The sequence below is a fragment of the Alteribacter populi genome (assembly GCF_002352765.1).
GTDB lineage: Bacteria > Bacillota > Bacilli > Bacillales > Salisediminibacteriaceae > Alteribacter > Alteribacter populi.
Window position 1 is genome coordinate 3,308,103 of sequence record NZ_KZ293963.1, and the last position, 22,637, is coordinate 3,330,739.

Below are 22,637 nucleotides of genomic sequence, written 5' to 3' on the forward strand. Positions count from 1 at the left end.
AGCTTGTTTTGTATTTTAAGAGTGGTTCCATTGTGATACCGTAGTAGCACTTGCCACGTAGTTTCTCCATGCATGGGCTGGCTTTTCATGGTATAGTAGAAAGAGGATGTTTCGAGAGTCGAAACATGATTACTGATGTCAAATGAATGCTAAGAAACTCTATTTAAGATAGACATAAAGCAGGTGAACCGCAAGTGGCAAAAATTCCGCAAAAATGGCTTGTCCTTATATCGGTTTTATTAGGAACGTTTACAGTTATCTTAAACAACAGTATGTTAAACCCGGGGATTCCTCACCTAATGGACGTCTTTAACGCCGACGCCGTATCCACGGGATGGGTGATTACGATTTTCATGGTTACGATGGGAATGACGATGCCCCTAACCGGTTATTTAGGTGATAAGTTTGGTAAAAAAAACCTCTATTTATTCGGGATGATCCTCTTTCTCCTTGGCTCTCTTTTAGGCTCTCTTTCTTGGAATCTATCATCACTTATTTTTTTCCGAGGGCTTCAAGGTGTTGGTGGTGGATTCATCATGCCTTTATCCATGGCGTTTATCTTCGAAGTGTTCCCGCGAAAGGAACGAGGAATGGCGACAGGGGTATGGGGAATTGCAGCGATGATGGCACCAACGATTGGCCCGACACTCGGTGGGTTTATTATTGAGCTAGGGACTTGGCAATGGTTGTTCCTATGTAACATTCCAACGGGATTGTTAGGCCTGACCTTCTCAGTAATGTACTTAAAGCCAACCGCCCGTACTGCCAATATTACCTTTGATCGCAGCGGTTTTCTTACTGTTACCTTTGGGGTAGGCGCCATTCTTTTAGCGCTAGGAAGGATTAGCGAGCTTGCTCACTTACAGGATCCGCTCAATATTGCGCTGCTTCTCGGAGGGCTTGTCTCACTCTTTGTTTTCGTGAAAATAGAAAATCGCAAAGAACAGCCACTACTGGACTTGTCGATTTTTAAAATAAAAGCTTACACGATCAGTGTCTGGGTGTCGATTATTAGTTCGATCGGCTTGTTTGGCGGGATATTCTTACTGCCACTTCTCGTTCAAAACGTCTATGGTTATGGTGCGATTATGACCGGCCTCGTATTTTTGCCATCGGCTCTCCTTACCGGGGTTTTTATGACGGTCGGTGGTCGAATCCTTGATCGCAAAGGACCATCAGGTGTGGTTACGTTTGGATTGCTTTTTTCTACTGTAGGAACGGTCTTTTTAGGCTTTATCAACATGGAAACAGGTCTTTGGGTGTTATTTTTATTAAACGCGATCCGTGGTATCGGAATGGGCCTCAGTACGATGCCGGCAACAACATCGGGCATGAATGCGATCCCCGAACGGTTTATTTCCAGGGGATCCGCGATGAATAACGTGTTAAGACAAATGAGTTCAGCCTTAGGGATTGTCTTTATGAGTGTGTATTTTGAAGTGCGCCGTGCACAAGTAATGGCCGCAAACGGAATGGCTGTAGAAGAAGCGAGCCTCCAAGCGATTACCGAAGGCTTCCTCGTTATCTCCTTCTTCATGCTGATTTCGATCCCAGCAGGATGGTTATTAGGTAAAGAGGTGAAAAAACAGGAGGAACGTGAACATGCGGCGTCGTAGGAATATATAAAGTGGAAAAAAAGCAGTGCTACCATCGATTTGGCGGCACTGCTTTTCATTTAATCTGATTTGTTCTTCTTTTTAATCATTGAAAAGAAGCGGAAGGCGATTACGTAATCAATGGTAGCGACGACCATAAGGATAATGGTAAGGAAATCCCAACCGTCTGTTCTTGCGTTTTGCTGAGTGGCAAGAAAAAGGAACAGAGTGGCAATGAGAAAGTAAAGAATTGCCCAAAACTTAGGTGACTGACGCATTATAGTAATCCTCCAATAACTGTGATGATCGCTTGTAAATCAATGGCTTGCTGTTCTTGCAATTCAATAATTTTTTCGATTTCTTCTCTAAATACGACTTGGACAAGCATAACAAACCCATTGATACCAGCATGAGCAATAATTGGTACGATGATGCGTTTCGTTTTTAAATAAAGATAGGAAAACGTAATTCCCATAATTAAGTATACGAGAATGTTTTCGAAATCCATATGGACGACCGCGAATAAAAACCCACTTCCAAGGGCGCCGATCCAAAATCCAAACCGGCGGTACAAACTTCCGAAAATGACTTGGCGGAAGACGATTTCTTCCATTACCGGAGCGAAAACAGCAACAGCAATCGCCATCAACGGTACCGCAGTGGCAATGTTGACGATTTGATCGGTATTTTCAGATCCAGGTTCAATACCTAGAAGGTTCATTTGAATAAGGTTGGCGACAATTTGTGCACCAAACGCCATAAAAATACCAATAAATGACCAGAGAGCCGCTTCCCCGACAGGTGATTTTTCTCGAAAATCTCCATCCCTTTTCAAGCTCCTGTAGCTTAGCCAAGAGATGATGATCGTTCCGAGTGAGAATCCTGCTAATATTGAGTAGCCTTGCAGTTCATCCATGGATTCAGCAATACCCATTCCACTAATAAGCGGAATGAATAGGAGTGGAGATAATTGCACAAGTACAAAGGCAAGTAAAATAAGCCAATATCGTTTTGTCACACTGATGTCTCCTTTATATCTTTGATCTTTATGTGCCGTATTCAAAGAGGAGGACAAAAAGAGCGGTGAAAAAAATTGGAGCGCGGTCGACTAAAAAGCTTCAGGATTATGGTCCTTTGCGTTGTGACAGCTATTTTCCGACACCTTTTGACATCGTCTTTAACCAGCAAAATTTTGTTTTCGTAACGATTCATATTGTACCATAGAGTGATATAGAACAAGAAAGAGAACGATTTGGTGACTTGGCATGGAAAAGGGGAAGTGTAACGAAAAATTACCCGACTCCATACAAGTATAGTTTCGGTTAAGAACGTCGATAGTATTTATTGGTGCATGACGATAAGTGGAGTCAAGAGAAAAAATTGCAAGAAAAGTAAGGGAAAAGGGTTGCAAAAAAAATCTGATTTTATTATTATTATAATTGTGTTAGCACTCAGTTAGGTCGAGTGCTAATAAACATAGAATACAATCCGCGCAGATCGAGTCCTTTGGCTTGAGATGTCGCAAATACATTTAAGGAGGGTGTTTTCCTTGTTAAAACCTTTAGGAGATCGCATTGTCATTGAATTGGTAGAGCAAGAGGAAAAAACGGCTAGCGGGATCGTACTTCCGGATTCTGCAAAGGAAAAGCCACAAGAAGGAAAAGTTGTTGCTGCAGGTAACGGCCGCGTTACAGACAACGGAGAGCGTGTTGCTCTAGAAGTTAAAGAAGGCGACAACGTCATCTTCTCTAAGTATTCTGGCACTGAAGTGAAATACGGTGGAAAAGAATATTTAGTCCTTCGTGAAAGCGACGTTCTAGCAGTAATCGGCTAAGTTTTTTGCGGATCGAAAATAAACAATAGGCATCAAGTGCCTACATATTAAATGTGTGTTCAAAAATAAGCGCGGAGAGATTGGAAAGCTATTTTTCCCGAACTTTTTGAACATCATCTATTAAAACTAGGAGGTAGATTAAGCATGGCTAAAGATATTAAATTTAGTGAAGACGCTCGTCGCGCAATGATGCGCGGTGTTGATGCACTTGCAGATGCGGTAAAAGTAACACTTGGACCAAAAGGACGTAACGTCGTTCTTGAGAAAAAATTCGGTTCTCCGCTCATTACAAATGACGGTGTAACAATCGCAAAAGAAATTGAACTTGAAGACAACTTTGAAGACATGGGTGCAAAGCTCGTATCTGAAGTTGCAAGCAAAACAAACGACATCGCTGGTGACGGTACAACAACAGCAACCGTTCTTGCTCAAGCGATGATCGCTGAAGGTCTTAAAAACGTTACTTCCGGTGCGAACCCAATGGTGATTCGTAAAGGGATTGAAAAAGCAACAAAAGTAGCAGTTGAAGAGCTTAAATCCATCTCTGAACCAATCGAAAGCAAAGAATCTATTGCTCAAGTAGCAGCAATTTCTGCTGCTGACGATGAAGTGGGTCAACTGATTGCAGAAGCAATGGAGCGCGTTGGAAACGACGGCGTTATCACTGTTGAAGAATCTAAAGGCTTCTCTACTGAACTAGAAGTCGTAGAAGGAATGCAGTTCGACCGTGGATATGCTTCTCCTTACATGGTTACTGACTCCGATAAAATGGAAGCAGTCCTTGAAGACCCATACATCTTAATCACTGACAAGAAGATCGGAAACATCCAAGAAGTTCTTCCTGTCCTTGAGCAAGTTGTCCAACAAGGTAAGCCAATCTTGATCATTGCTGAAGACGTTGAAGGTGAAGCTCTTGCAACACTTGTTGTGAACAAGCTTCGCGGTACATTCAACGCCGTAGCGGTTAAAGCTCCTGGCTTTGGTGACCGTCGTAAATCAATGCTTGAAGACATCGCAACACTAACAGGCGGTGAAGTAATCACAGAAGATCTCGGTCTTGACCTTAAATCTGCAAGCATCACTCAACTAGGTCGCGCTTCAAAAGTTGTTGTAACAAAAGACAACACAACAGTCGTTGACGGAAACGGTGAAGCTGCAGAAATCTCAAACCGCGTAAACCAAATCAAAGCTCAGCTTGAAGAAACAACGTCTGAGTTCGATAAAGAAAAACTACAAGAGCGCCTTGCTAAACTAGCTGGTGGTGTAGCAGTGGTTAAAGTTGGTGCTGCTACTGAAACAGAACTTAAAGAGCGCAAACTACGTATCGAAGACGCCCTCAACTCTACTCGCGCAGCAGTAGAAGAAGGTATCGTTTCCGGTGGTGGTACAGCACTCGTTAACGTCATCAACGCTGTTAAAGCAGTTGACGCACTAGGTGACGAAGCAACAGGTGTAAACATCGTTCTTCGCTCCCTAGAAGAGCCAGTTCGTCAAATCGCGCACAACGCTGGACTAGAAGGCTCTATCATCGTTGAGCGTCTAAAAGGCGAAGCAGTTGGCATCGGATTCAACGCTGCTAACGGCGACTATGTAAACATGGTAGAAGCAGGAATCGTTGACCCAACGAAGGTTACACGTTCTGCCCTACAAAACGCAGCATCTGTTGCGGCTATGTTCCTAACAACAGAAGCAGTCATCGCAGACCAGCCAGACGAAGATGGCGGCGGCGCTGGCGGCGGCATGCCTGACATGGGCGGCATGGGTGGAATGGGCGGCATGATGTAATCATGCCCCCATGGCCCTTGATATCAAGGGTTTTGCTTCATCCCTACAGTCAAAATGACATACTTTTGACATACCTGGCGGGGAAAACACTATAAATCTAATGAGCCTCTCATAAGTTCACTGAACTTTTGGGAGGCTTTTTCTTCCATGTTTTCAGTAATATGCGCGTATATATTCATAGTTGTGTTTATGTCTCCATGACCTAATCGTTGCTGAATTTCCTTAACTCCTACTCCTGCTTCAATTAATAGAGAGGTGTGGGTGTGGCGTAAGGAGTGAGGGGTAAGTTCCTTATCGATACCACTAATTTTTAATAAACGTCTCATATGGGTGTTTACGGTCTTTAAGAATTCAGGGTATCCAAGGTTCTTAGCTTCCTTAGCAAAAACAAAATCCAGTTGAGTATATTCGTTCTTCATTTTTTCAATGAGATCATCCTGATGTTCTTTGTGTTTTTTGAGGACCTCCATAACTCCAGCGTCCATTTTTAGCGTTCTTATTGATCCTTTAGTTTTAGGGGTCAATAATTGATATTCTTTTGTACTATTGTTGGGGTTGTAATAAGTTTTGGTTACTCTTAAGGTTTTTTTATCCATATCTATATCCGACCATTTTAATGCGATTAGTTCACCTACTCGTAACCCACTATAAGCAAGTGTCAAAAACATGGGGTAGTCTTTATCAATACCACTTTCCTTGGCAGCATTAAAAAACGAATAAGTTCTTCTTTTTCCATAAATTTAATTTCACCTTTACTGCTTTCTACCTCCTCAACGGTTTCCACTTTGCGTGGAATTTTTGCAAAGTCGCAAGGACTGTCCTTAATTATGTTAAATTCCACAGCTTTCCTAAAAACCATTCTCCCTGTTGCATGAATACCATCCAAAGTATTAAACGCATAGCCTGCATTATGCAGCGAAGCAAGCATGGCTTGATACTGTTTGCGCGTGATATCTTTTATTTTTTTATCTCCAAAAAATCTATTTAAGTGATCCAAGTTTTGCTGTCGGTTTCTCACAGAACTAATTTTAGCGGTTTCACGATAAGTATTAATCCACTCTACAGTAAATTCTTGAAAGGTAATATTCTGTTCTTGAACATATGTGTTTTCATATACTTCCTTTTCTACTTCAACTGCAGCCATCTGAGCTTCCTTTTTAGTCTTAAACCCTCCTTTAGATGTGAATTTCTTTTTCCCGGTGGATGGATCTATACCGGTATATATTTGAAAGTACCATCTACTACCTCTTTTTCGGAAATTAGCCATATTTATCCCTCCTTTTTCATATTAAAGAATGGAGATCTAATAGATGGTACAATTCGACTCTTAATTTTTTCTAAACGTTCCATACAAACGTTCTTTGGAATCATAAAATCACGTGACAACTGGTCTACAATTGCAGGGTTAGCAAAGTTATATTCATTAATCATATGGGTGGGAAGTGAGGCATAAAGAGTAAAGTGCCTAGCATCTCTTTCCTGAAGTTCGTAAAAAGGATGAGGCATGATAGATTGGCGCCCTGAATGCCTTACAGCGTGACAAAGCTCATGAAAAAATTGTTCTCTTTGTTGTATATATGGCAGGCGACTATCCAAGACAATTTCTTGAAACTTACCTACTTTCATGTAACTAGCTTGAGTAGGTCTACAAGTCACAAAGATTTGTGACTCTGATCCAATACTGTAAACATTTAAATCATTCGGTTCTGTGAATTTGTGCTTTTTATACCACTGAGTTATTAGGTCTTCTAGAATTGTGGTTGTGTAGTAAGGAAACCTCAAACTAATCACCATCCTTACAAGCATTATACGAACGTGTGTTCTGTTAATCGATATCTTATTACAAAAAATGGATTAAAAAATATGGGTGATGGTAAATGGAATTTAAATTTCTTATCCTCAAAAACCTAAAGTATAGGAATTTATCTCCAGAGGACTTTTAAAGTAAGTATTTTTAGGGCCGTGCAATGTTAGACGACGCGGCTCCTATTTATTGTAAGAAATTCTTGTGGAAAAGAGATGAATTTGAATTAATTTATTAATGAATAAGGACTATTATCTCGAAACTGAGTCTTCAACAAAACGGGAAGGATTGCGGAATACTCAGTTTCGAGGTAATGAAGAATTTCATGCTATAATTTGAATTATATGGATCTTGATTGAGTGTTTACAAACTATGAAGGTAATTTTTAGTTAATTTACTGATTTTATAAATAACATACATTTATGGGAATTAAACTATATTCTGCATTTAGAAGGATGTAATTGTAAGAAAGTGGGGGAAATTCATGAGTAAAAACGATAGTGCGGGTATCGGTGATCCTTATTGGTATGAGTGGTCAATAGGGCTTCTAAAAGTGATTGATATGATTAATCCAGATAATGGGATTGAATCAGTTACATTGCAAGCTACAAAAGCGCAAGGGTTAGACGATGTAGTTGTGAAATACAGTAACAACAATAAAGAATACTACCAGATTAAACATACAAGGGTAGATGATAAGATTACTTTTGGATACTTAGTGTCAGAGAGTGATAAAGGGAATTCGTTATTAAGGGATATTGCTTTAGCTTGGAAAGAGATTAGACAGGAAGGTGAAGAAATCACTCCGGTCCTCTACACTAATAGAACGCCTGGAACTAGATCTGCTACCCATACCGGTACTATAGCAAATGAAGCAAAATCGTATTATTTTAAAAACGGTGGAGATGACAGAAAAACAGAACATGTACTTGTACTGAATAATGTTAGTGCAAGTCTTCTTATTTATATGCCACTGATAGGTTTGATCCAATAGAAGGAACTTATGAAACTCCTTTTAATATGACATATCTTTCAGGAGGAGTTGGGGACTTTGTTAATGAGAGCATAGAATGTTATCCCTCTACAATTTGGACTACCTTTTTTGGATGGCATCCAAGTAATGAGGATCCTCTAGTGTGGATAGACAGAAAAGGGGCGCAAGTAGCTAGGTTTGAAAGGTTACATGGTCCAATACGTAAATTAGCGGGGGACAGGTTCCATCGACAACCAATTATGCAAAGGTGGGTTGTTAATAGAAGTTCACTTGATGAAACAATTAGTGATAAAGAGAACTTGAAATTTGAAACACATAGTGACATAAAGGTAGAAAGTTTAAGAATTTAACTTATAATTAATGTGACTTCAAGCATAAGTTTTCATATAATGAAGACTTATGCTTGATTATACTTTACGAAAAAATAGGCTTTTTTTATATTGAAACGAATTATTTTACAATATACTCCACCGCAGTTTTGAACTCATCTTAACTTATTATTTATATCAGAGAACATATATCTAGCAAGTAAATTAGACGGCTTATTACCTTCTTTATGGAAAATATTCATATTTCCAAACACTAAGAAAGATTGCTTCGCTCTTGACACTGCAACATTTAGCATGTTGACACCTTTATCAAAAAAGAAACTATTATTGCTAGAATATACAGAAGAAAAGATGATAACATCCCTCTCAGCGCCTTGTAAGGAATGGACAGTTCCAACAACAACATTCTTATAATTGTTGCCTAATGCTTTTTTTATAGCTAGTTTCTGTTGAGTAAAAGGTGTGATGATGGCAATCGTCTCACTTATCGTTTTGCCGCTTACTAGAGTTAGTTGTTCTTCGTTGTTTTTGAACAATTGAGCAATAGCCCTAGCCTTATATTGGTTATATCTACTGCCACCTCTTAGCTGTGCTTCCCCTTCAATGTTGGCATACCCTACATAAGGCAAAAATTCATAATCCTTCTTTTTCGTAGCCATTGGCTCTAACTTTCCATTATAAGCAAGATCGTTACAATAGCGAATGATGTCATCTTGACATCTTCTATGCTCTGAAAGGAACATTCCCCTCATACCTTCTATTTTTTGAAAAGAGCTAGCCTTTTGAGCAGTTTTGATTAATGAAGTACCTGTTGTACTTATACCTAGCTTTTTCAACAAATGGTAGTCACGATTTGAAAGCAGTTCACAAGCAATACCACTTCGAACCATGTTAGCTTCATCAATTGGTTGCTCAATATTGGTTAAAAATTTAACGACTCTTGATAGCAATGAGGGGTGCGCTTGACGTAAATAATTCTGGCTTTTGATAATAATTACATCTAAATGATTTAACTCTTCTAATATATCTATGACATTCCACATGTTTTGAATTGTTTCTTTTACTTGATTCTGTAACCACTCCGCAGCATCTTCTAAAGACTGATTCTCAAGACCGGAATATTTTTCGAAATGCTCAATGTATGTGTGTTCTTAAATTACTTATTTACTTTGTAATATTATAGGAACGAACGTTTGTGATAGAGGTGTAATTAATGGATGGACGTAATCGGGATTGAGGGACTATTAAATGGACCTCGTTAATACTGTGTGACCAAAGGGTTTATTATCCTGAAGCTGAGTCTTCAAGATAAGGGCAGTATTCTAGAAGACTCGATTTTCGAGACTTTCATTGCGAATAAGGGGCGGTGGGGGATAAGTCGCTTTCCGCGGGGAAGACGGCAAGCCTCCTCGGTCTGTGAAGCGATCTGTGGGGTCTAGCCAGTCTATCCTTTCCCACAAGAGTCTCCTCATTTCCCACCTCCCCTTGCCGTATAAGTGGCTCAAAATCGCACAACAATAACCCTGCCATGCGTACGCGGAAAATAGTACTCCAGGCTTGTGATTACAGCAATTTCATCCACAGTCTTCCAGAATAGGGAGCGATTGTTCAATAAGAGCAATCGCTTTCTTACAAGCATTAACGTATAAAAAATTATACGAAAAGTTAAAATAAGGGTGTTTTATATATTTTTTTATATGATATAATAAAAAAAGTTAATTCGAATTTATATGTGACTCCCACTAATTAAACAGAATAAGTACTTATACGATTAAGAAAGTAGGATATATCTTTTATCGAAAACTATAATCGGGCTGAGAGGTAGAGAGAGATGGAAGAAAAAAAGCAAATATTAGAGAGATACATTCCCTTAGCAAAATCAACGGCTAAAATGTTTGGACATCATTGTGAAATTGTTATTCACGATTTAACAAACCCCCAAGCATCTGTCATATTCACAATAAATAGTCATGTAACGGGTAGAGAAGTTGGTCAATCCTTTGATCATCTCGTGACAACGGTATTACAATCGAAAGACTTTAAAGAAGATCATCTGGCCGGTTATACATTTGTTACAGAAGATCAACGCACGATTCGCTCTTCAACAACGTTAATTCGCGATTTCAACCAGAAAGTGATCGGTGCTTTCTGTATTAATTTCGATGTGGAAACATTACTTCAAATGCAACAGTTTATGAACACATTTCTTCCAACACCAGTTCTAGTAGAAGAAAAAGAAGAAAAAGAAGAAAAACCAAGTCCTGAGATTAAAAATGTAGAGGAGATCGTTGATGGTTTAATTAATCAAATCATACAAAACAGTGCTCATCCAGCTATGAAACGCCATGAAAAGGTAGAATTGATTCGTTTCATGGATAAAAAAGGGATTTTTTCAATGAAGGGATCTATCGATAAGGTTGCAGATTCATTAGGCATATCAAAGGTCACTGTTTATAGCTATTTAGATGAAATAAAAAATAAATCAAGGTAAGGAGAAAACAATGAAAAGTATTTTTGAAGTAGAAAACTTAAAATCTAATGGTCATTACGCACTTGCGACTATTCATGATGATATCGTCTATGTTTCCGGACAATTTTCTATTGATCCAGAAACTCGTGAAAGGAAATATGGTTCCGTTGAAGAGGAAACAATCCAGGCACTTAATAATATAGAAATGATTGTAGAAGCAGCTGGAAGCAAAAAAGAGCAAATATTGCGTATGACATTATACATTCCTGATGTAGAACTATGGGATAGGGTAGATGCTGTTTATAAAGAATTTTTCGGAGAATATAAACCGGCTCGTACAGTGGTACCTACAAATAAATTACATTTTGGATTTAAAATAGAAGTTGATGCCATCGCGTATATATAAATTTTTTTGAATCTGGTATATAAAAAAATCTATTATATATAAAAAAATCTAAAGGATGGATGAAGGATGGAACAATATATTTGTAATGATTGTGGAAAAAAGCATGCTATTACGCCCGTTATATGGAAATGTACGTGTGGCGGTTTTTTAAATTTGGAAAAAGATACTCCTACAATAAATGTGGAATCATGGAATCGCTATCCGAACTCATTATGGCGTTATTTAGAAACCATGCCATTCCAAAAGGATTCAAATACTTGGAAGTCTATAACAATGGGAGAAGGTCAAACCCCTTTAATTGTTCTAGATTCTCTTGAACCAAATACTTATGTAAAAGTTGATTATATGATGCCTACTTTATCCTTTAAAGACAGAGGAGCTGCAGTTTTAATGACGAAGGCAAAAGAACTGGGGGTCAAAAAAGTTATTGCGGATAGTAGCGGGAATGCTGGAACTGCCATTGCTGCCTACGCTGCACGTTGTAATATTGCTTGCGACATTTATCTAAGAGATGAAACGTCCCCCAAGAAAATTGCACAAGTGAAATCTCATGGTGCCACGATTAAACAAATTCAGGGGACTCGGGAAGATATTGCAGCAGCTGCCCAACAAGCGGTAAAAGAAGAAAAAGTCTTTTACGCAAGTCATGTATATAATCCTTTTTTTTATGAAGGAACGAAGACGTATGCCTACGAAATTTACGAGGAATTGAATGGCGCACCCGATACCTTAATTATTCCTGTTGGGAACGGAACACTTCTACTAGGTGCCTACTATGGCTTTAAAGAGTTATTTTCCAATGGATTAATTAGTAGAATACCGAAAATTATTGCTATCCAAGCAGCAAATTGCTCCCCACTCATAGAGGCCTTCAATAATGGGAATTTAAAAGCTCACCCAGTTACGAATAAAGGTACTATGGCAGAAGGGATTGCTATTGCAGCACCAGCTCGCTCCTCTCAAATTTTAGAAGCTGTACGCAAGACTGATGGTGATTTTATCACCGTTGAAGAAGATGAAATTCTGAGTGCCCGTGAGAAACTTAGTGATAAAGGCTTTTATGTTGAAGTAACATCAGCGGTAAATTATGCTGGCTACTTAAAATATAAGAAAGACCCAAAAGAAAAAATAATTGTCCCCCTTTGTGGCGCAGGAATTAAATCGGGATGACTGCTCTTATCCTTAGTTCCATGTATTAGCATGACCCTAGGGAGAAAAGAGCAGATAGATGAAAGGTGTAGGAGGGGTGACGATGAAAAGTAAGCCAACCATTAAGATAATTGCAACAGGTGGAACGATTGCGGGAGCTGGATCTTCAAGTACAACAACCACTGGCTATAAACCTGGTGCCGTATCTATTGAAGAATTATTAGAGGTAACACCGAACTTAAGCGATTTTTCCAATATAGAAGTAGAACAGTTGTTTAATATTGACAGTGTGGATATGACAACAGAACGTCTATTGGCGTTGAGTAAATACGTAAATGAAACATTGTTAGATGAAGAAGTAGATGGCGTTGTAATCACACACGGAACAGATACACTGGAAGAAACAGCATACTTTTTACATTTAGTAATTAAAAGCCATAAACCAGTCGTAATAGTTGGGTCAGTTAGACCAGCAACAGCAATCAGTGCAGACGGTCCGTTAAATCTCTATAATGGTGTGAAAGTGGCTTGTGAGCGCCAAGCACATGGCAAAGGTGTATTGGTTGTCCTAAATGACAGGGTTGGTTCTGCACGGTACATGGCGAAAATGGCTACTACAACGGTCGATTCGTTTAGAGCTCTTGAACAAGGTTATATAGGTGCGATTGTAGGAGGGGAAGTACACTTCTATTATAAAGATATTACTAAGCTTCATACAATGGATTCAATTTTCGATGTAAACACCATTGTACAACTGCCGGAGGTTCCAATTATATATTCTCATCTAGGAGACGGTCGGTTTTTATATGACGCAGCCGTCCAGGTAGGTTCTAAAGGTATTATTGTGGCTACTGCTGGGGGTTATACCATATCTAAACAAGCAGAGCAGGGAATTCAAGATGCTTTGAAAAAAGGTGTTGTAATCATAAGGTCTTCACGATTAAGTACGGGAATTGTTAGCCGAACAAGTATGGATAATCAACAGCATTATATAGCAGGTGAATCTTTGAATCCTCAGAAGGCACGGATTCTTCTTATGCTTGCATTAACTGTTACTAATGATAAAGATGAAATACAACAGTTTTTTCGTACTTATTAAGGACTAATGATAATCTGGATATCTCGATTCCGAGTATTCATGAAACGGGGGCAATTGTTGTATAAGCTTTGATTACATTACATGAATACCCGATACTCCTTCAATTGGTAATATATATTGAAGAAACTCGAGTAATTAAGAATATGTTCCTTTGGGGCAGAAATGGGGCAGGATTTCGTAATTATTGCCCCGTTTCTATTTGGATTCATCAGATTTAATCCCCAAAGAGGAATTTGCTGGTATTACAACCTTACTTATAAAGTTTAATCATATGCACTCCAACAGCCTTCTAAGCTGTTGGTCTTTTTGTGACGGAATTTTAAACATTCATCAAGGAGAATGTGACTTTTAAAAGTCACAAGAAAAGTAACGAGGGATAAAATAATGTGATGTGTATATAGGAGGTAACGATGAGTAAAAGTAAAATTATTATTAGTTTGTTAGTTATATCTCTTTTAGGAAATGTGTTGTTTTTCTATAAGTGGCAGCAGCAAGCGTCAATTATTGAGCAAAAACACATGGATTTTTTAGATGAAACGGTACATTTGAAAGCATTCAGTGTTGATGACCCTACTATATTTTCCCGTCAGAGGCTTGTGATGCTTGATAGGTTATCTAAAGCTACCTCAAGTATCTATTATGCCAATCAATTATATGAAGTTGATTCTCCAATAACACTGGAAGTTACCAAGACATTAAGGGATTTCGAAAGAATTTTAAATGAGAAGTACATACCAGTTGTGGAGAAAATAATTCAATCTGATGAACCCATTTCTAAAGAGGATGAACAGATGCTATTGCAGTTAGGTAACCATTATGAAAAAGCTGGTTTTCCAGAAAGTAAAAAAGTAAGTACAATTGGATTGGACACTTATATGAAATCTGTTAACAAGTTTATTGAACTTGAAAAAGAGGCTAAGAGCTAAAAATCATCCACAACGATTACCAGTAATGGGTGTTACAATACATCTTGTGACTTTTTAAAAGGAGCATCTGACTTGTGAGGAGGTTTTAGAACCTCACAGAAAACCTCACGAATCGGAAAAGTTTACCGAAACAACACGAACTTATGTTCTATTTTTGGTTGCGTGGTTAAATCGAATTAAGGAATATTCAAGGGGCTAGAAAGTGAGGAAAAGTTTTTTCAAGTATGGGCGGCATGATGTGATAGCGCCCAAAGCCCTTTCATCAGAGGGTTTGAGAACAAATTGACTGGATTTTGACTGGTTTTTAATATCTTCAACTAAATTTACAAGCCTCTCAAGAGTTTATAAACTCTTGAGAGGCTTTTCATTTATTCTAAAAAATAGACCCGAATTCTAAAATATTCGAATTGGGGTCTGTAATCATATAGTGATCTTATTGTTAATTATCCACGTGGTTACCTGTATATTATGCCACCGTCAGTTAAAATCGCCTGTCCAGTAATATAATCTGCATCTTCAGAAGCCAGGAATGCTACTAAGTTTGCAACATCTTCTGGCTTTTGTGTACGACCTAATGAGATGGAAGAAGAATATTGTTCTAATGCTTCACCTTTTTTAGTGCCTATTACGTCCATGAATTTTTCGTCTAAACGATCCCACATACCTGTTGCTGCAATTCCAGGACAATAAGCATTAACTGTAATGTTATCTTTCGCTAACTCTTTAGAAGCAACTTGTGTCAATCCGCGAACCGCAAATTTAGAAGCACTATACGTAGTTAAGAAGTCAAATCCTTCATGACCTGCAATGCTCGAGGCATTGATAATCGTACCACCGTGCCCTTGTTCTTTTAATTGCTTTGCAGCGGCTTGAATACCAAATAATACACCTTTAACATTTACATCTAGTACAAAATCAACGTTTTTGGGATCTATTTTTTCAATTTGTTCAACTTCACCTTCGACACCAGCGTTATTAATGTATACATCTAATTTTCCGAATTTTTCCACTGTATGTTGTACTAAGGAATTATGGTCTTCTGGATTCGTCACGTCTGCAACTAAGGCACTTACTTCGTATTCTTTACCTTTAAATTCTTCAAATGTTTCATTTAAAACTTCTTCATTAATATCACTTAATACAACTTTGTAGCCCTGTGAGCCTAATTTTTCTGCAATCCCTTTACCTAACCCTTGTGCTGAGCCGGTAATTACTGCAACTCTATCTAACGACATGTGTATAACCACCTATTAAGATTTTTGTATTCATTCTAGTTCTACCCATGATGTGGTTTTCTAAACTTTCAAATCTGCAAGAGCTTACCCATTTCGGCACTTGACCCCTAGCACGGTAATGCTTTAACGCAGCGCAATGGGGGCCAGGCACTCTGGCCTTCGAATAAATGAAGTTGTGCATCTTATTTGGTATTATCTCGAAATCAAGTTTTTCATATAAGGGCAGGTTAGTTGAAGGCACAGTTTCGAGATAACGATCGTTTTTTGAAACTATATCATTACTGTTTCGTAGATTAAGTAAGGTACTACAAACGATGGGAAGGTGATAATTTGCATTCTGAAAATACTATCATAAATCACTTTGAAGCATATAAAGAAGCTTTATTTCAAGAAATAACGGATGAACTGATTATGAAATATTTTGAACTAACCTCCAACCCCTCCATAGAGGAAATGGCTCAAATAAAGACTCAGAGATGGAGCCTTTCACGCAGTTGATTTCTTTTCAAAGAATGGCCGCCAAAATAATCTGGGATATTTATTTGATGAGTCTCCCACCAACAGTGGATGACGGTTTTGACTTTTGGAAAAAAATCATTTGTAGGAAATCACCAAATATCTAAGGAACTGATGTAAACTTGCTAATAAAAAAGGCAGTTAGAATCAAATTTAAAGGAGGGGGAGTAAAATGGTAGATTTAAGTGAAAAACCAGTTATCGTCGGAGATAAAATTATTCTAAGACCTTTTAAACAGGATGACTTTCCTTATATAGAGGAATGTTTAAAGGATCCCGAAGTCATCAAACTGACCGGAAGCACCTCGGAATTCGACAGGGAGGCCGTTTACCATTGGTACAGTACTAGAAATGAGCAGGCTGACCGCTTAGATCTTGCGATTGTAGATTCCTCCCAGGAGATCGTAGTGGGGGAAGTGGTCATCAATTTATACGACGAGAAGCGCCACAGTATGAATTTTAGAATACTTATCGGACCCAGAGGGAGAAACCGCGGGTTGGGAACTGAGGCAACCCGGCGTATCATTGATTACATCTTTAAAAATACAACACTTCATCAAATAACTTTGAGTGTGTATGACTTCAACCCGATAGCGAAGAATGTTTATAAAAAGGCAGGGTTCGTTGTAGAAAGTATCGAAGAAAATGAGCTGGAGTTCGAGGGAGAGTGGATTGATTCCATCAATATGAAATTAACAAGAGAAGAATGGCTGCTTATATACACTGTTCGATAAAATAGAAGCGGGTGCATAGTAGGAAAGCACCCGCGACTTCTAATTATTTTTTTCTCTTTGATTTTTTCATGAAACCTAGGAGATGTTTTTGTGACTGGATTATGACTGGATATTGTTGATAAAGTAATAAAACTTATTGTGGTTAATAAATTTATTTGTTAACGGAAGCCTTGTAATATTAGGGTTCCGCGCATCTTATTATTGTCCTATTAATTAGCCGAGTGAATGGGCGGCATGATGTAAGGCTATAAGCCTTCATCTTGAGAAATAGTTAAGGCTATTTTTCACCCTTTCTGAGAACCAGTTATGTAAATAATTTATATCAGTAGCAATAATAACCACTTCCTATAAAAATTAGGGAGTGGTTTTTTGTGTTGTTAAAATTTGCGTATCAAAAATATGGTCAAAACTTTGAGCCAATAAATAGTGATAATGATTTTTTGAAACCATAGCCAAACTTAGACAGAGCGGTGTTGAGACGATTTTGCCTTGAACTTAACAAGCTGATGACAACAAAAAGTGGGGTTGAATTTGTATCGATGTATTGACAAAAAAAAGTAGCGCATGTACTTTAATGTTATGGTAATGATAATCATTTTCAATTATAATATTAATTATTAATAAATCTATGTTTCGAGGCAACTCGAAATTTTTTTAGCGTTATTATTGAGAATGATTATCATTTGTGAAAGGGGAGATAAAAAGGAGGGGAATCAAGGTAATTTATCTATATTGTAATTACATATAGAAAAAACGTAATTCAATAAAAAAAGAGAGAGGGAAACAAATGTTTAAATCTAAAAAATCTCTATATATAATTACAGCAATTCTATTGTTAATGGCATTCGCTGTTATGCAAATGAGCCAGCAGATACAGGAGGGCAATCGGAAGATAACACGGCTGGAAACAACGAAAATGATAACGATAACATTGATGAAAATAATACAACAAATGAAAGTATGCGAGTAGTTAATCACACTTTAGGTGAAACGGAAATGGAGGAGAAGCCAGAAAGAATTGTGACCTTATATCAAGGAGCAACAGATGTTGCTGTTGCTTTAGGAGTGAGGCCAGTAGGTATAGTTGAGTCACAAACGTATATCCATTCTCCCCCAAGGCCCTACTGCTCCCGAGGGATTGACAGTGAACCAATTAGTACGACAGGGAAGATATCCTCATCAAAGCTGGTTAAAACAATGGTCTAAAGAAGATGAACGAATGGTTCAGCTAGCACTTGAATCAACTAATATGCAGTCATTCTCAGGTCATGCTGTAGAGGCTTTGTCAGGAGGTCAGCGACAAAGGGCGTGGATTGCCATGGTATTGGCTCAAGCAACAAATACCATTTTATTGGATGAACCGACAACCTATTTAGATTTATCTCATCAAGTTGAAATCTTAGACTTACTTTTTGACTTAAATAAAAAAGAACAGCGTACGATTGTGATGGTTCTACACGATTTGAATTTAGCTTGTCGTTACGCAGACTATATTGTCGCCGTTCATAATAAAAATATTTTTTCAGAAGGAAAGCCCGAAGATATCGTTACCTGTGAGATGGTTCATCACGTATTCGGCATGAAGTGTCAGATTGGGTGTGATCCCATTTTTGGTACGCCATTATGCATCCCTTATGGACAAGGGAGGAGAATAAAAGATGAAAATCAAGACATGGCCATCGTTTGTGAAGTGGGACATGGGGACAGGTCCCGTGTCCCGAGTGTTCTTGAACCTGGAGTCCCTAAGTGTATAATGATAACTTCGCCTTAAACCGCTGAATGAATATTGCCACCGAGTAGATCCATCTTTGCCATGTTTTTATGCCACTAATGACATAATTTTGACCCACCTCTGCCATATGAGGACCACCTGTAAACGTTAAACTAGAATCAAATAAAACTGGACAGATTTCCTCAGATAAGAAAGATAAAATTCAGAGATGTCTGGCGCAAGCGGACTCCTCGCTTGAGTCTTAAGCTTGTCGGGGATGAACAAGGCGCCCCGTGCTTTTCTTAAGAACTATAGTATCATTTCCATTATCTATCATATTAATTATCGGTCTTGTCGTTTAGTAAATAGTTAAGGATCGTAAATCGAAACATTCGGAAAGGCTAAGTAAGGATAATCCTGCTTAGCCTTTTTGTCATGTTATGGTAGAATCGTGTTACCAATACTTATAGGAGAACTGATGTGTATGGCGCCTTTAAATGATGATCAATTAGAAAATATCCGAAATCAACGTAAGATACAAATTATGCGAGCTGCTATTAAAGTGTTTGCAACAAATGGCTTTAAACTAACAAAGATTAGTTTAATTGCGAAGGAAGCGGGAATTAGCCATGGCTTAGTTTATCATTATTTCAAATCAAAGGAAGAAGTGTTATATGAAAGCCTCGAATGGGCTATAGAATTAAATGAAACGCGTAAATTTCTTAACGAGCTTTCTGAAATGGCATTATCCCCATTAGAAAAAATACGTAAATTTACGAAGTTTGCCCTTTCATCAAGCAAGTCTGAAAGCAGTGATATATTTCGAATTATCCAGCACTTAGAACGTACGGAAGGTGTTCCCAGCCATATACTTGAATTTACGAAAAACGTCGGAATGATGTATGTTGAATTTTTTATTCCTATTTTTATAGAAGGACAAGAAGCTGGTGAAATTATCCAAGAAGATCCTGAAGAGCTAGTTGGACTGTTTCTAACCATTATTTCTGGAGTGATAGCAGATGATCCAGATTATTGGCATGAAAATATGGATCGTAAAATCGCCATTTTCTTGAGAATGATTACGAAACGTTAATCCAGTTCTTAAGTCCCCCTCGATTTGATCAGAAAAATTCCTGATTGACAAAAGAGGGGGTTCATTATAACCTTTTATTGACTGGTTTAATCAATCAAAAATCAGTCAATATTTTTAGTTTGAAATTGACTGATTAAGTCAATCGAAAAGGAGTGGTGAAATGAAAGATAGCATAATTGCTGTTCATGATTTAAAGAAATCCTACGGAAAGCACACCGTTTTAGATGGTTTACATTTCGAAGTCGAGCGTGGATCAATCTTTGCATTACTTGGAGAAAATGGTGCTGGTAAAACGACAACTGTACGTATTTTATCTACACTAATCCAGGCAGATAGTGGTACAGCGACGATTGCTGGATACGATACGTATCGTGAATCTGAATCTGTGAAACAAAAAATTAGCTTGACCGGTCAGTATGCTTCAGTAGATGAATTGTTGACAGGAGAGGAAAATCTCATGATGATGGGGCATCTAAATCACTTGAACCGCCAGCTAGTGAAAAAACGGACAACGGAACTACTGGAACAATTTGAGTTAACCAATGCTGTAAAAAAACAAGTAAAAACCTATTCTGGTGGGATGCGCCGAAGACTTGATATTGCTATTAGCTTGCTTGCCTCTCCGCAAGTTATTTTCTTAGATGAACCTACAACAGGACTTGATCCACGTAGTCGGAGAAATATGTGGAGCTTAATCCAAGACCTTGCAAAGAACGGCGTAACCATTTTTTTAACGACACAATATTTGGAGGAAGCAGATCAGCTTGCAGATAAAATTGCTGTCATTGATGGCGGAAAGATCGTAGAAGAAGGAACAGCTGAAGAGCTAAAAAGCATGATAGGTGATGAAAAGCTAGAATTAACCTTTGATGATTTGAATGCATTCCAACAAGCTTTAAAGCTTTTACAAGGGCAAGTAAATGAAAATGGCCGTAGCATTTCGGTTCGTACCGGTTCAACAGAAAGTTTGCGTCAGCTACTCAACACATTACATGAACACGGTATCGAACCAAGCTCTGTCAATTTCCGTAAACCAACGCTTGATGATGTTTTTATGGATTTAACAAATCGCAAAAGAAAGGAGCTATCCGCAAATGCGTAAATCAAAATTTTATTGGGCCTTATCAGATGGCTGGACGATGTCCCAACGTAGCTTAAAACATATTTTCCGTGAGCCTGAGTCCCTGTTAATGGCTATCGGTCTACCAGTTGCAATCATGGTTATGTTTGTCTATGTTTTTGGAGGTGCAATTCAGACGGGGACAGAATATGTAAATTATGTTGTTCCAGGAGTAATCATCACATGCGCAGGATTTGGAAGTTCTTTGATAGCAATTAGTGTTACACAGGACATGGTTGGTGGATTGTTTGAGCGTCTTCGCAGCATGCCGCTCCTCCCTTCATCCTTAATGGTCGGTCATGTAACTGGAGGATTTATTCGCAATGCGATTGCTACTACTGTCATCTTTTTTGTGGCACTACTCATTGGGTTCCAGCCAAATGCAGGGTTCATAGATTGGCTTGGTGTTATTGGACTTTTGTCTCTATTTATGTTTTCGCTCAATTGGTTCTTTGTAGCCATTGGTTTAATCACGAAAAGCGTGGAAACGGCAAATGCTGCAACATTTCCAATGCTATTCCTTCCATATGTTAGTAGTGCTTTTGTACCTACTGAAACGATGCCGACATGGCTCCACGCCTTTGCAGAGAACCAGCCAATGACTCCATTGATTGAAACTTTACGTGGACTTCTTATTGGAACACCAATTGGGAACAATGCTTGGTTAACTATTCTTTGGTTTGGATCTCTATTAGTTTTAAGCTTTATCATTTCTGTAGCTATTTTCAAACGAAAGAAAAAAGAATAATCTGTGGCAAGGAGTAAGAGAAGATGACGTCTCTGATTTTTTCAGAGTATTTATCACAGTCTATGGCCCCATAAGATATTTAAGTCTTATAGGGACACGGGACCTGTCCCCGTGTCCCTCTCCCCATGTCCTTCAAACACTTGAAATCGCAGCATTTATATGATTTTCTTAAATAAAGATGAGTGGCTTATTCATTAATAAAGCGAGGAGAGCGTATGGATTTTCTTATTTGGGTCGTTATTGTTGTGTTTTTCCTTTTGAGCTTTGTCGGGCTCGTTTATCCCGTGATTCCAGGGATCTTGATGATTTGGTTAGGGTTTCTGACGTACAACTTTCTCATAGAATCATTAGGTTTCTGGGCATGGGGGAGCCTGCTGGTACTAACTATTTTCGTTTTCGTTGCTGACTTTATAGCCAATTTTTATTTTGTGCAAAAGTCCGGCGGTTCCAAGTGGGGAGGAAGGATGGCAGTCATCGGTATTGTCATCGGAGCCTTCGTACTCCCGCCCTTTGGTGTGATTCTTGTTCCGTTTGTTTTAGTATTCCTGACAGAATACCTTCAGAGTCAAAATATCAAGTTAGCTATTAAAATAGGTACAGGCACTATTTTTGCATTTCTAAGCAGTACATTCGCAAAGCTGATCATTCAATTAATCATCATCGTGATTTTCTTGTGGGATGTGCTGTTTATATGAAAGATAGGTTTCTGTAGTTTCAGGTTGATCTGTTCTATAGTAGAAGACTCTTATGTTTAATTCTGTATAAATCCGGGAGATGGGCAACTGGAATCACACGTTAAATTTAACAGAAGGGTCTATATATGCTATACCGCTTTAATCAACAAAATAAATTAAAAGAGACCTCCATCAAAACTTGATGGGGGTCTCTTTTTTCAAGAATTTATATAGACCCCTAAGCGGTTTTTCTTATTTCTTTGGTAATGTGGAGATAGATCTTCTTTAAAGTGTCTTCATCATCGTGTCCAAGTCTTTCGAGAAATCCTAGGGATTTTCAATCTTGATGAATCTTTGTTATAAATTAGAGTTAGTGGGCAAAAGGGAATGCTAGAAAGTAATTTGTAAATAAATAT

20 protein-coding genes and 3 pseudogenes are annotated in these 22,637 nt (G+C 38.3%); 17 read left to right on the forward strand and 6 right to left on the reverse strand.

The features are described from left to right. Nucleotides 1-194 precede the first annotated feature (194 nt). Nucleotides 195-1,616, forward strand: a complete 1,422-nt coding sequence (locus tag CDZ94_RS15440) for an MDR family MFS transporter (RefSeq protein WP_096438524.1) — start codon at nucleotides 195-197, stop codon at nucleotides 1,614-1,616. Between the two features lie 59 nt (nucleotides 1,617-1,675). On the opposite strand, the gene CDZ94_RS15445 is transcribed toward CDZ94_RS15440, so the two are convergent. Together CDZ94_RS15445 and CDZ94_RS15450 are read right to left on the reverse strand one after the other, a co-directional pair. Next, entirely contained in the window at nucleotides 1,676-1,873 is a 198-nt protein-coding gene (locus CDZ94_RS15445) for a YdiK family protein (protein WP_096438526.1), read from the reverse strand. Continuing rightward, nucleotides 1,873-2,613, reverse strand: a complete 741-nt coding sequence (locus CDZ94_RS15450) for a CPBP family intramembrane glutamic endopeptidase (RefSeq protein ID WP_096438528.1) — start codon at nucleotides 2,611-2,613, stop codon at nucleotides 1,873-1,875. The genes CDZ94_RS15445 and CDZ94_RS15450 overlap by 1 nt, the downstream gene beginning before the upstream one ends. Before the next feature lie 65 nt (nucleotides 2,614-2,678). On the opposite strand from CDZ94_RS15450, the gene CDZ94_RS21415 reads away from it, so the two are divergent. The 3 genes from CDZ94_RS21415 (at nucleotide 2,679) to groL (ending at nucleotide 5,214) form a co-directional block, all read left to right on the forward strand. Next, nucleotides 2,679-2,819 carry a hypothetical protein gene (locus CDZ94_RS21415; RefSeq protein WP_157812062.1) on the forward strand — a complete coding sequence of 47 codons (141 nt, stop codon included), beginning with the start codon at nucleotides 2,679-2,681 and terminating at the stop codon, nucleotides 2,817-2,819. A 325-nt stretch (nucleotides 2,820-3,144) separates the two neighbouring features. Continuing rightward, nucleotides 3,145-3,429 (forward strand): co-chaperone GroES, encoded by a 285-nt coding sequence (gene groES, locus CDZ94_RS15455; RefSeq protein ID WP_096438530.1) that lies wholly within the window; start codon nucleotides 3,145-3,147, stop codon nucleotides 3,427-3,429. Between the two features lie 144 nt (nucleotides 3,430-3,573). After that, nucleotides 3,574-5,214 carry a chaperonin GroEL gene (gene groL, locus CDZ94_RS15460; RefSeq protein WP_096438532.1) on the forward strand — a complete coding sequence of 547 codons (1,641 nt, stop codon included), beginning with the start codon at nucleotides 3,574-3,576 and terminating at the stop codon, nucleotides 5,212-5,214. 89 nt (nucleotides 5,215-5,303) lie between these two features. Here the strand turns inward: groL and CDZ94_RS22045 are convergent. Next, nucleotides 5,304-6,481, reverse strand: a pseudogene (locus CDZ94_RS22045) (site-specific integrase). Between the two features lie 2 nt (nucleotides 6,482-6,483). Then, nucleotides 6,484-6,996: an ImmA/IrrE family metallo-endopeptidase gene (locus CDZ94_RS15470; RefSeq protein WP_096438534.1), complete on the reverse strand. Its 513-nt coding sequence runs from the start codon at nucleotides 6,994-6,996 to the stop codon at nucleotides 6,484-6,486. 506 nt (nucleotides 6,997-7,502) lie between these two features. Here CDZ94_RS15470 and CDZ94_RS15475 point away from each other — a divergent pair. Beyond that, nucleotides 7,503-8,012 (forward strand): hypothetical protein, encoded by a 510-nt coding sequence (locus CDZ94_RS15475; RefSeq protein WP_096438536.1) that lies wholly within the window; start codon nucleotides 7,503-7,505, stop codon nucleotides 8,010-8,012. 484 nt (nucleotides 8,013-8,496) lie between these two features. On the opposite strand, the gene CDZ94_RS15485 is transcribed toward CDZ94_RS15475, so the two are convergent. Then, the gene (locus CDZ94_RS15485) at nucleotides 8,497-9,384 is read right to left on the reverse strand and encodes a DEAD/DEAH box helicase (RefSeq protein ID WP_096438540.1); all 888 of its coding nucleotides are present in this window, start codon (nucleotides 9,382-9,384) and stop codon (nucleotides 8,497-8,499) included. Between the two features lie 788 nt (nucleotides 9,385-10,172). Between CDZ94_RS15485 and CDZ94_RS15490 the strand changes: the two genes are divergently transcribed. From CDZ94_RS15490 to CDZ94_RS15510, 5 genes are all read left to right on the forward strand, one after another. Next, on the forward strand, nucleotides 10,173-10,832 hold the full coding sequence (locus CDZ94_RS15490; RefSeq protein ID WP_096438542.1) for a helix-turn-helix transcriptional regulator: 660 nt from the start codon (nucleotides 10,173-10,175) through the stop codon (nucleotides 10,830-10,832). 10 nt (nucleotides 10,833-10,842) lie between these two features. Then, nucleotides 10,843-11,217, forward strand: a complete 375-nt coding sequence (locus tag CDZ94_RS15495; RefSeq protein ID WP_096438544.1) for a RidA family protein — start codon at nucleotides 10,843-10,845, stop codon at nucleotides 11,215-11,217. A gap of 66 nt (nucleotides 11,218-11,283) precedes the next feature. Continuing rightward, entirely contained in the window at nucleotides 11,284-12,387 is a 1,104-nt protein-coding gene (locus CDZ94_RS15500; protein ID WP_096438546.1) for a threonine synthase, read from the forward strand. An 82-nt stretch (nucleotides 12,388-12,469) separates the two neighbouring features. Then, the gene (locus tag CDZ94_RS15505) at nucleotides 12,470-13,465 is read left to right on the forward strand and encodes a type II asparaginase (protein ID WP_096438548.1); all 996 of its coding nucleotides are present in this window, start codon (nucleotides 12,470-12,472) and stop codon (nucleotides 13,463-13,465) included. Nucleotides 13,466-13,875: 410 nt separating this feature from the next. Next, nucleotides 13,876-14,391 carry a hypothetical protein gene (locus tag CDZ94_RS15510; protein WP_096438550.1) on the forward strand — a complete coding sequence of 172 codons (516 nt, stop codon included), beginning with the start codon at nucleotides 13,876-13,878 and terminating at the stop codon, nucleotides 14,389-14,391. Nucleotides 14,392-14,846: 455 nt separating this feature from the next. On the opposite strand, the gene CDZ94_RS15515 is transcribed toward CDZ94_RS15510, so the two are convergent. Further along, nucleotides 14,847-15,626, reverse strand: a complete 780-nt coding sequence (locus CDZ94_RS15515; protein WP_096438552.1) for an acetoin reductase — start codon at nucleotides 15,624-15,626, stop codon at nucleotides 14,847-14,849. A 688-nt stretch (nucleotides 15,627-16,314) separates the two neighbouring features. Between CDZ94_RS15515 and CDZ94_RS15520 the strand changes: the two genes are divergently transcribed. The 7 genes and pseudogenes from CDZ94_RS15520 to CDZ94_RS15555 all read left to right on the forward strand — a co-directional run bounded on the left by CDZ94_RS15520 (nucleotide 16,315) and on the right by CDZ94_RS15555 (nucleotide 22,242). Further along, nucleotides 16,315-16,875 (forward strand): GNAT family N-acetyltransferase, encoded by a 561-nt coding sequence (locus tag CDZ94_RS15520; protein ID WP_096438554.1) that lies wholly within the window; start codon nucleotides 16,315-16,317, stop codon nucleotides 16,873-16,875. 981 nt (nucleotides 16,876-17,856) lie between these two features. Next, nucleotides 17,857-17,973: pseudogene (locus CDZ94_RS21745) on the forward strand (iron ABC transporter substrate-binding protein); the annotation flags it as partial. After that, a pseudogene (locus CDZ94_RS15535) lies at nucleotides 17,969-18,538 on the forward strand (ABC transporter ATP-binding protein); the annotation flags it as partial. The pseudogenes CDZ94_RS21745 and CDZ94_RS15535, both read left to right, overlap by 5 nt. Before the next feature lie 532 nt (nucleotides 18,539-19,070). Beyond that, nucleotides 19,071-19,679 (forward strand): TetR/AcrR family transcriptional regulator, encoded by a 609-nt coding sequence (locus tag CDZ94_RS15540; protein ID WP_157911769.1) that lies wholly within the window; start codon nucleotides 19,071-19,073, stop codon nucleotides 19,677-19,679. A 160-nt stretch (nucleotides 19,680-19,839) separates the two neighbouring features. Then, a complete protein-coding gene (locus tag CDZ94_RS15545) occupies nucleotides 19,840-20,781 on the forward strand; it encodes an ATP-binding cassette domain-containing protein (RefSeq protein WP_096438562.1) in 942 nt (313 codons plus the stop codon). Then, nucleotides 20,774-21,547 carry an ABC transporter permease gene (locus tag CDZ94_RS15550; protein WP_096438564.1) on the forward strand — a complete coding sequence of 258 codons (774 nt, stop codon included), beginning with the start codon at nucleotides 20,774-20,776 and terminating at the stop codon, nucleotides 21,545-21,547. Before CDZ94_RS15545 ends, CDZ94_RS15550 begins: the two co-directional genes overlap by 8 nt. 215 nt (nucleotides 21,548-21,762) lie before the next feature. Continuing rightward, nucleotides 21,763-22,242, forward strand: coding sequence for a DUF456 domain-containing protein (locus CDZ94_RS15555; RefSeq protein WP_096438566.1), 480 nt, complete (start codon nucleotides 21,763-21,765; stop codon nucleotides 22,240-22,242). Nucleotides 22,243-22,637: the final 395 nt, after the last annotated feature.

Excerpts from the sequence above, each read along its gene's own strand:
- CDZ94_RS15445 (WP_096438526.1), bottom strand. The coding sequence starts at position 1,873 with ATGCGTCAGTCACCTAAGTTTTGGGCAATTCTTTACTTTCTCATTGCC.
- groL (WP_096438532.1), top strand. The coding sequence starts at position 3,574 with ATGGCTAAAGATATTAAATTTAGTGAAGACGCTCGTCGCGCAATGATG.
- CDZ94_RS15475 (WP_096438536.1), top strand. The coding sequence starts at position 7,503 with ATGAGTAAAAACGATAGTGCGGGTATCGGTGATCCTTATTGGTATGAG.
- CDZ94_RS15485 (WP_096438540.1), bottom strand. The coding sequence starts at position 9,384 with ATGTGGAATGTCATAGATATATTAGAAGAGTTAAATCATTTAGATGTA.
- CDZ94_RS15490 (WP_096438542.1), top strand. The coding sequence starts at position 10,173 with ATGGAAGAAAAAAAGCAAATATTAGAGAGATACATTCCCTTAGCAAAA.
- CDZ94_RS15495 (WP_096438544.1), top strand. The coding sequence starts at position 10,843 with ATGAAAAGTATTTTTGAAGTAGAAAACTTAAAATCTAATGGTCATTAC.
- CDZ94_RS15500 (WP_096438546.1), top strand. The coding sequence starts at position 11,284 with ATGGAACAATATATTTGTAATGATTGTGGAAAAAAGCATGCTATTACG.
- CDZ94_RS15505 (WP_096438548.1), top strand. The coding sequence starts at position 12,470 with ATGAAAAGTAAGCCAACCATTAAGATAATTGCAACAGGTGGAACGATT.
- CDZ94_RS15510 (WP_096438550.1), top strand. The coding sequence starts at position 13,876 with ATGAGTAAAAGTAAAATTATTATTAGTTTGTTAGTTATATCTCTTTTA.
- CDZ94_RS15515 (WP_096438552.1), bottom strand. The coding sequence starts at position 15,626 with ATGTCGTTAGATAGAGTTGCAGTAATTACCGGCTCAGCACAAGGGTTA.
- CDZ94_RS15520 (WP_096438554.1), top strand. The coding sequence starts at position 16,315 with ATGGTAGATTTAAGTGAAAAACCAGTTATCGTCGGAGATAAAATTATT.
- CDZ94_RS15540 (WP_157911769.1), top strand. The coding sequence starts at position 19,071 with ATGGCGCCTTTAAATGATGATCAATTAGAAAATATCCGAAATCAACGT.
- CDZ94_RS15545 (WP_096438562.1), top strand. The coding sequence starts at position 19,840 with ATGAAAGATAGCATAATTGCTGTTCATGATTTAAAGAAATCCTACGGA.
- CDZ94_RS15550 (WP_096438564.1), top strand. The coding sequence starts at position 20,774 with ATGCGTAAATCAAAATTTTATTGGGCCTTATCAGATGGCTGGACGATG.
- CDZ94_RS15555 (WP_096438566.1), top strand. The coding sequence starts at position 21,763 with ATGGATTTTCTTATTTGGGTCGTTATTGTTGTGTTTTTCCTTTTGAGC.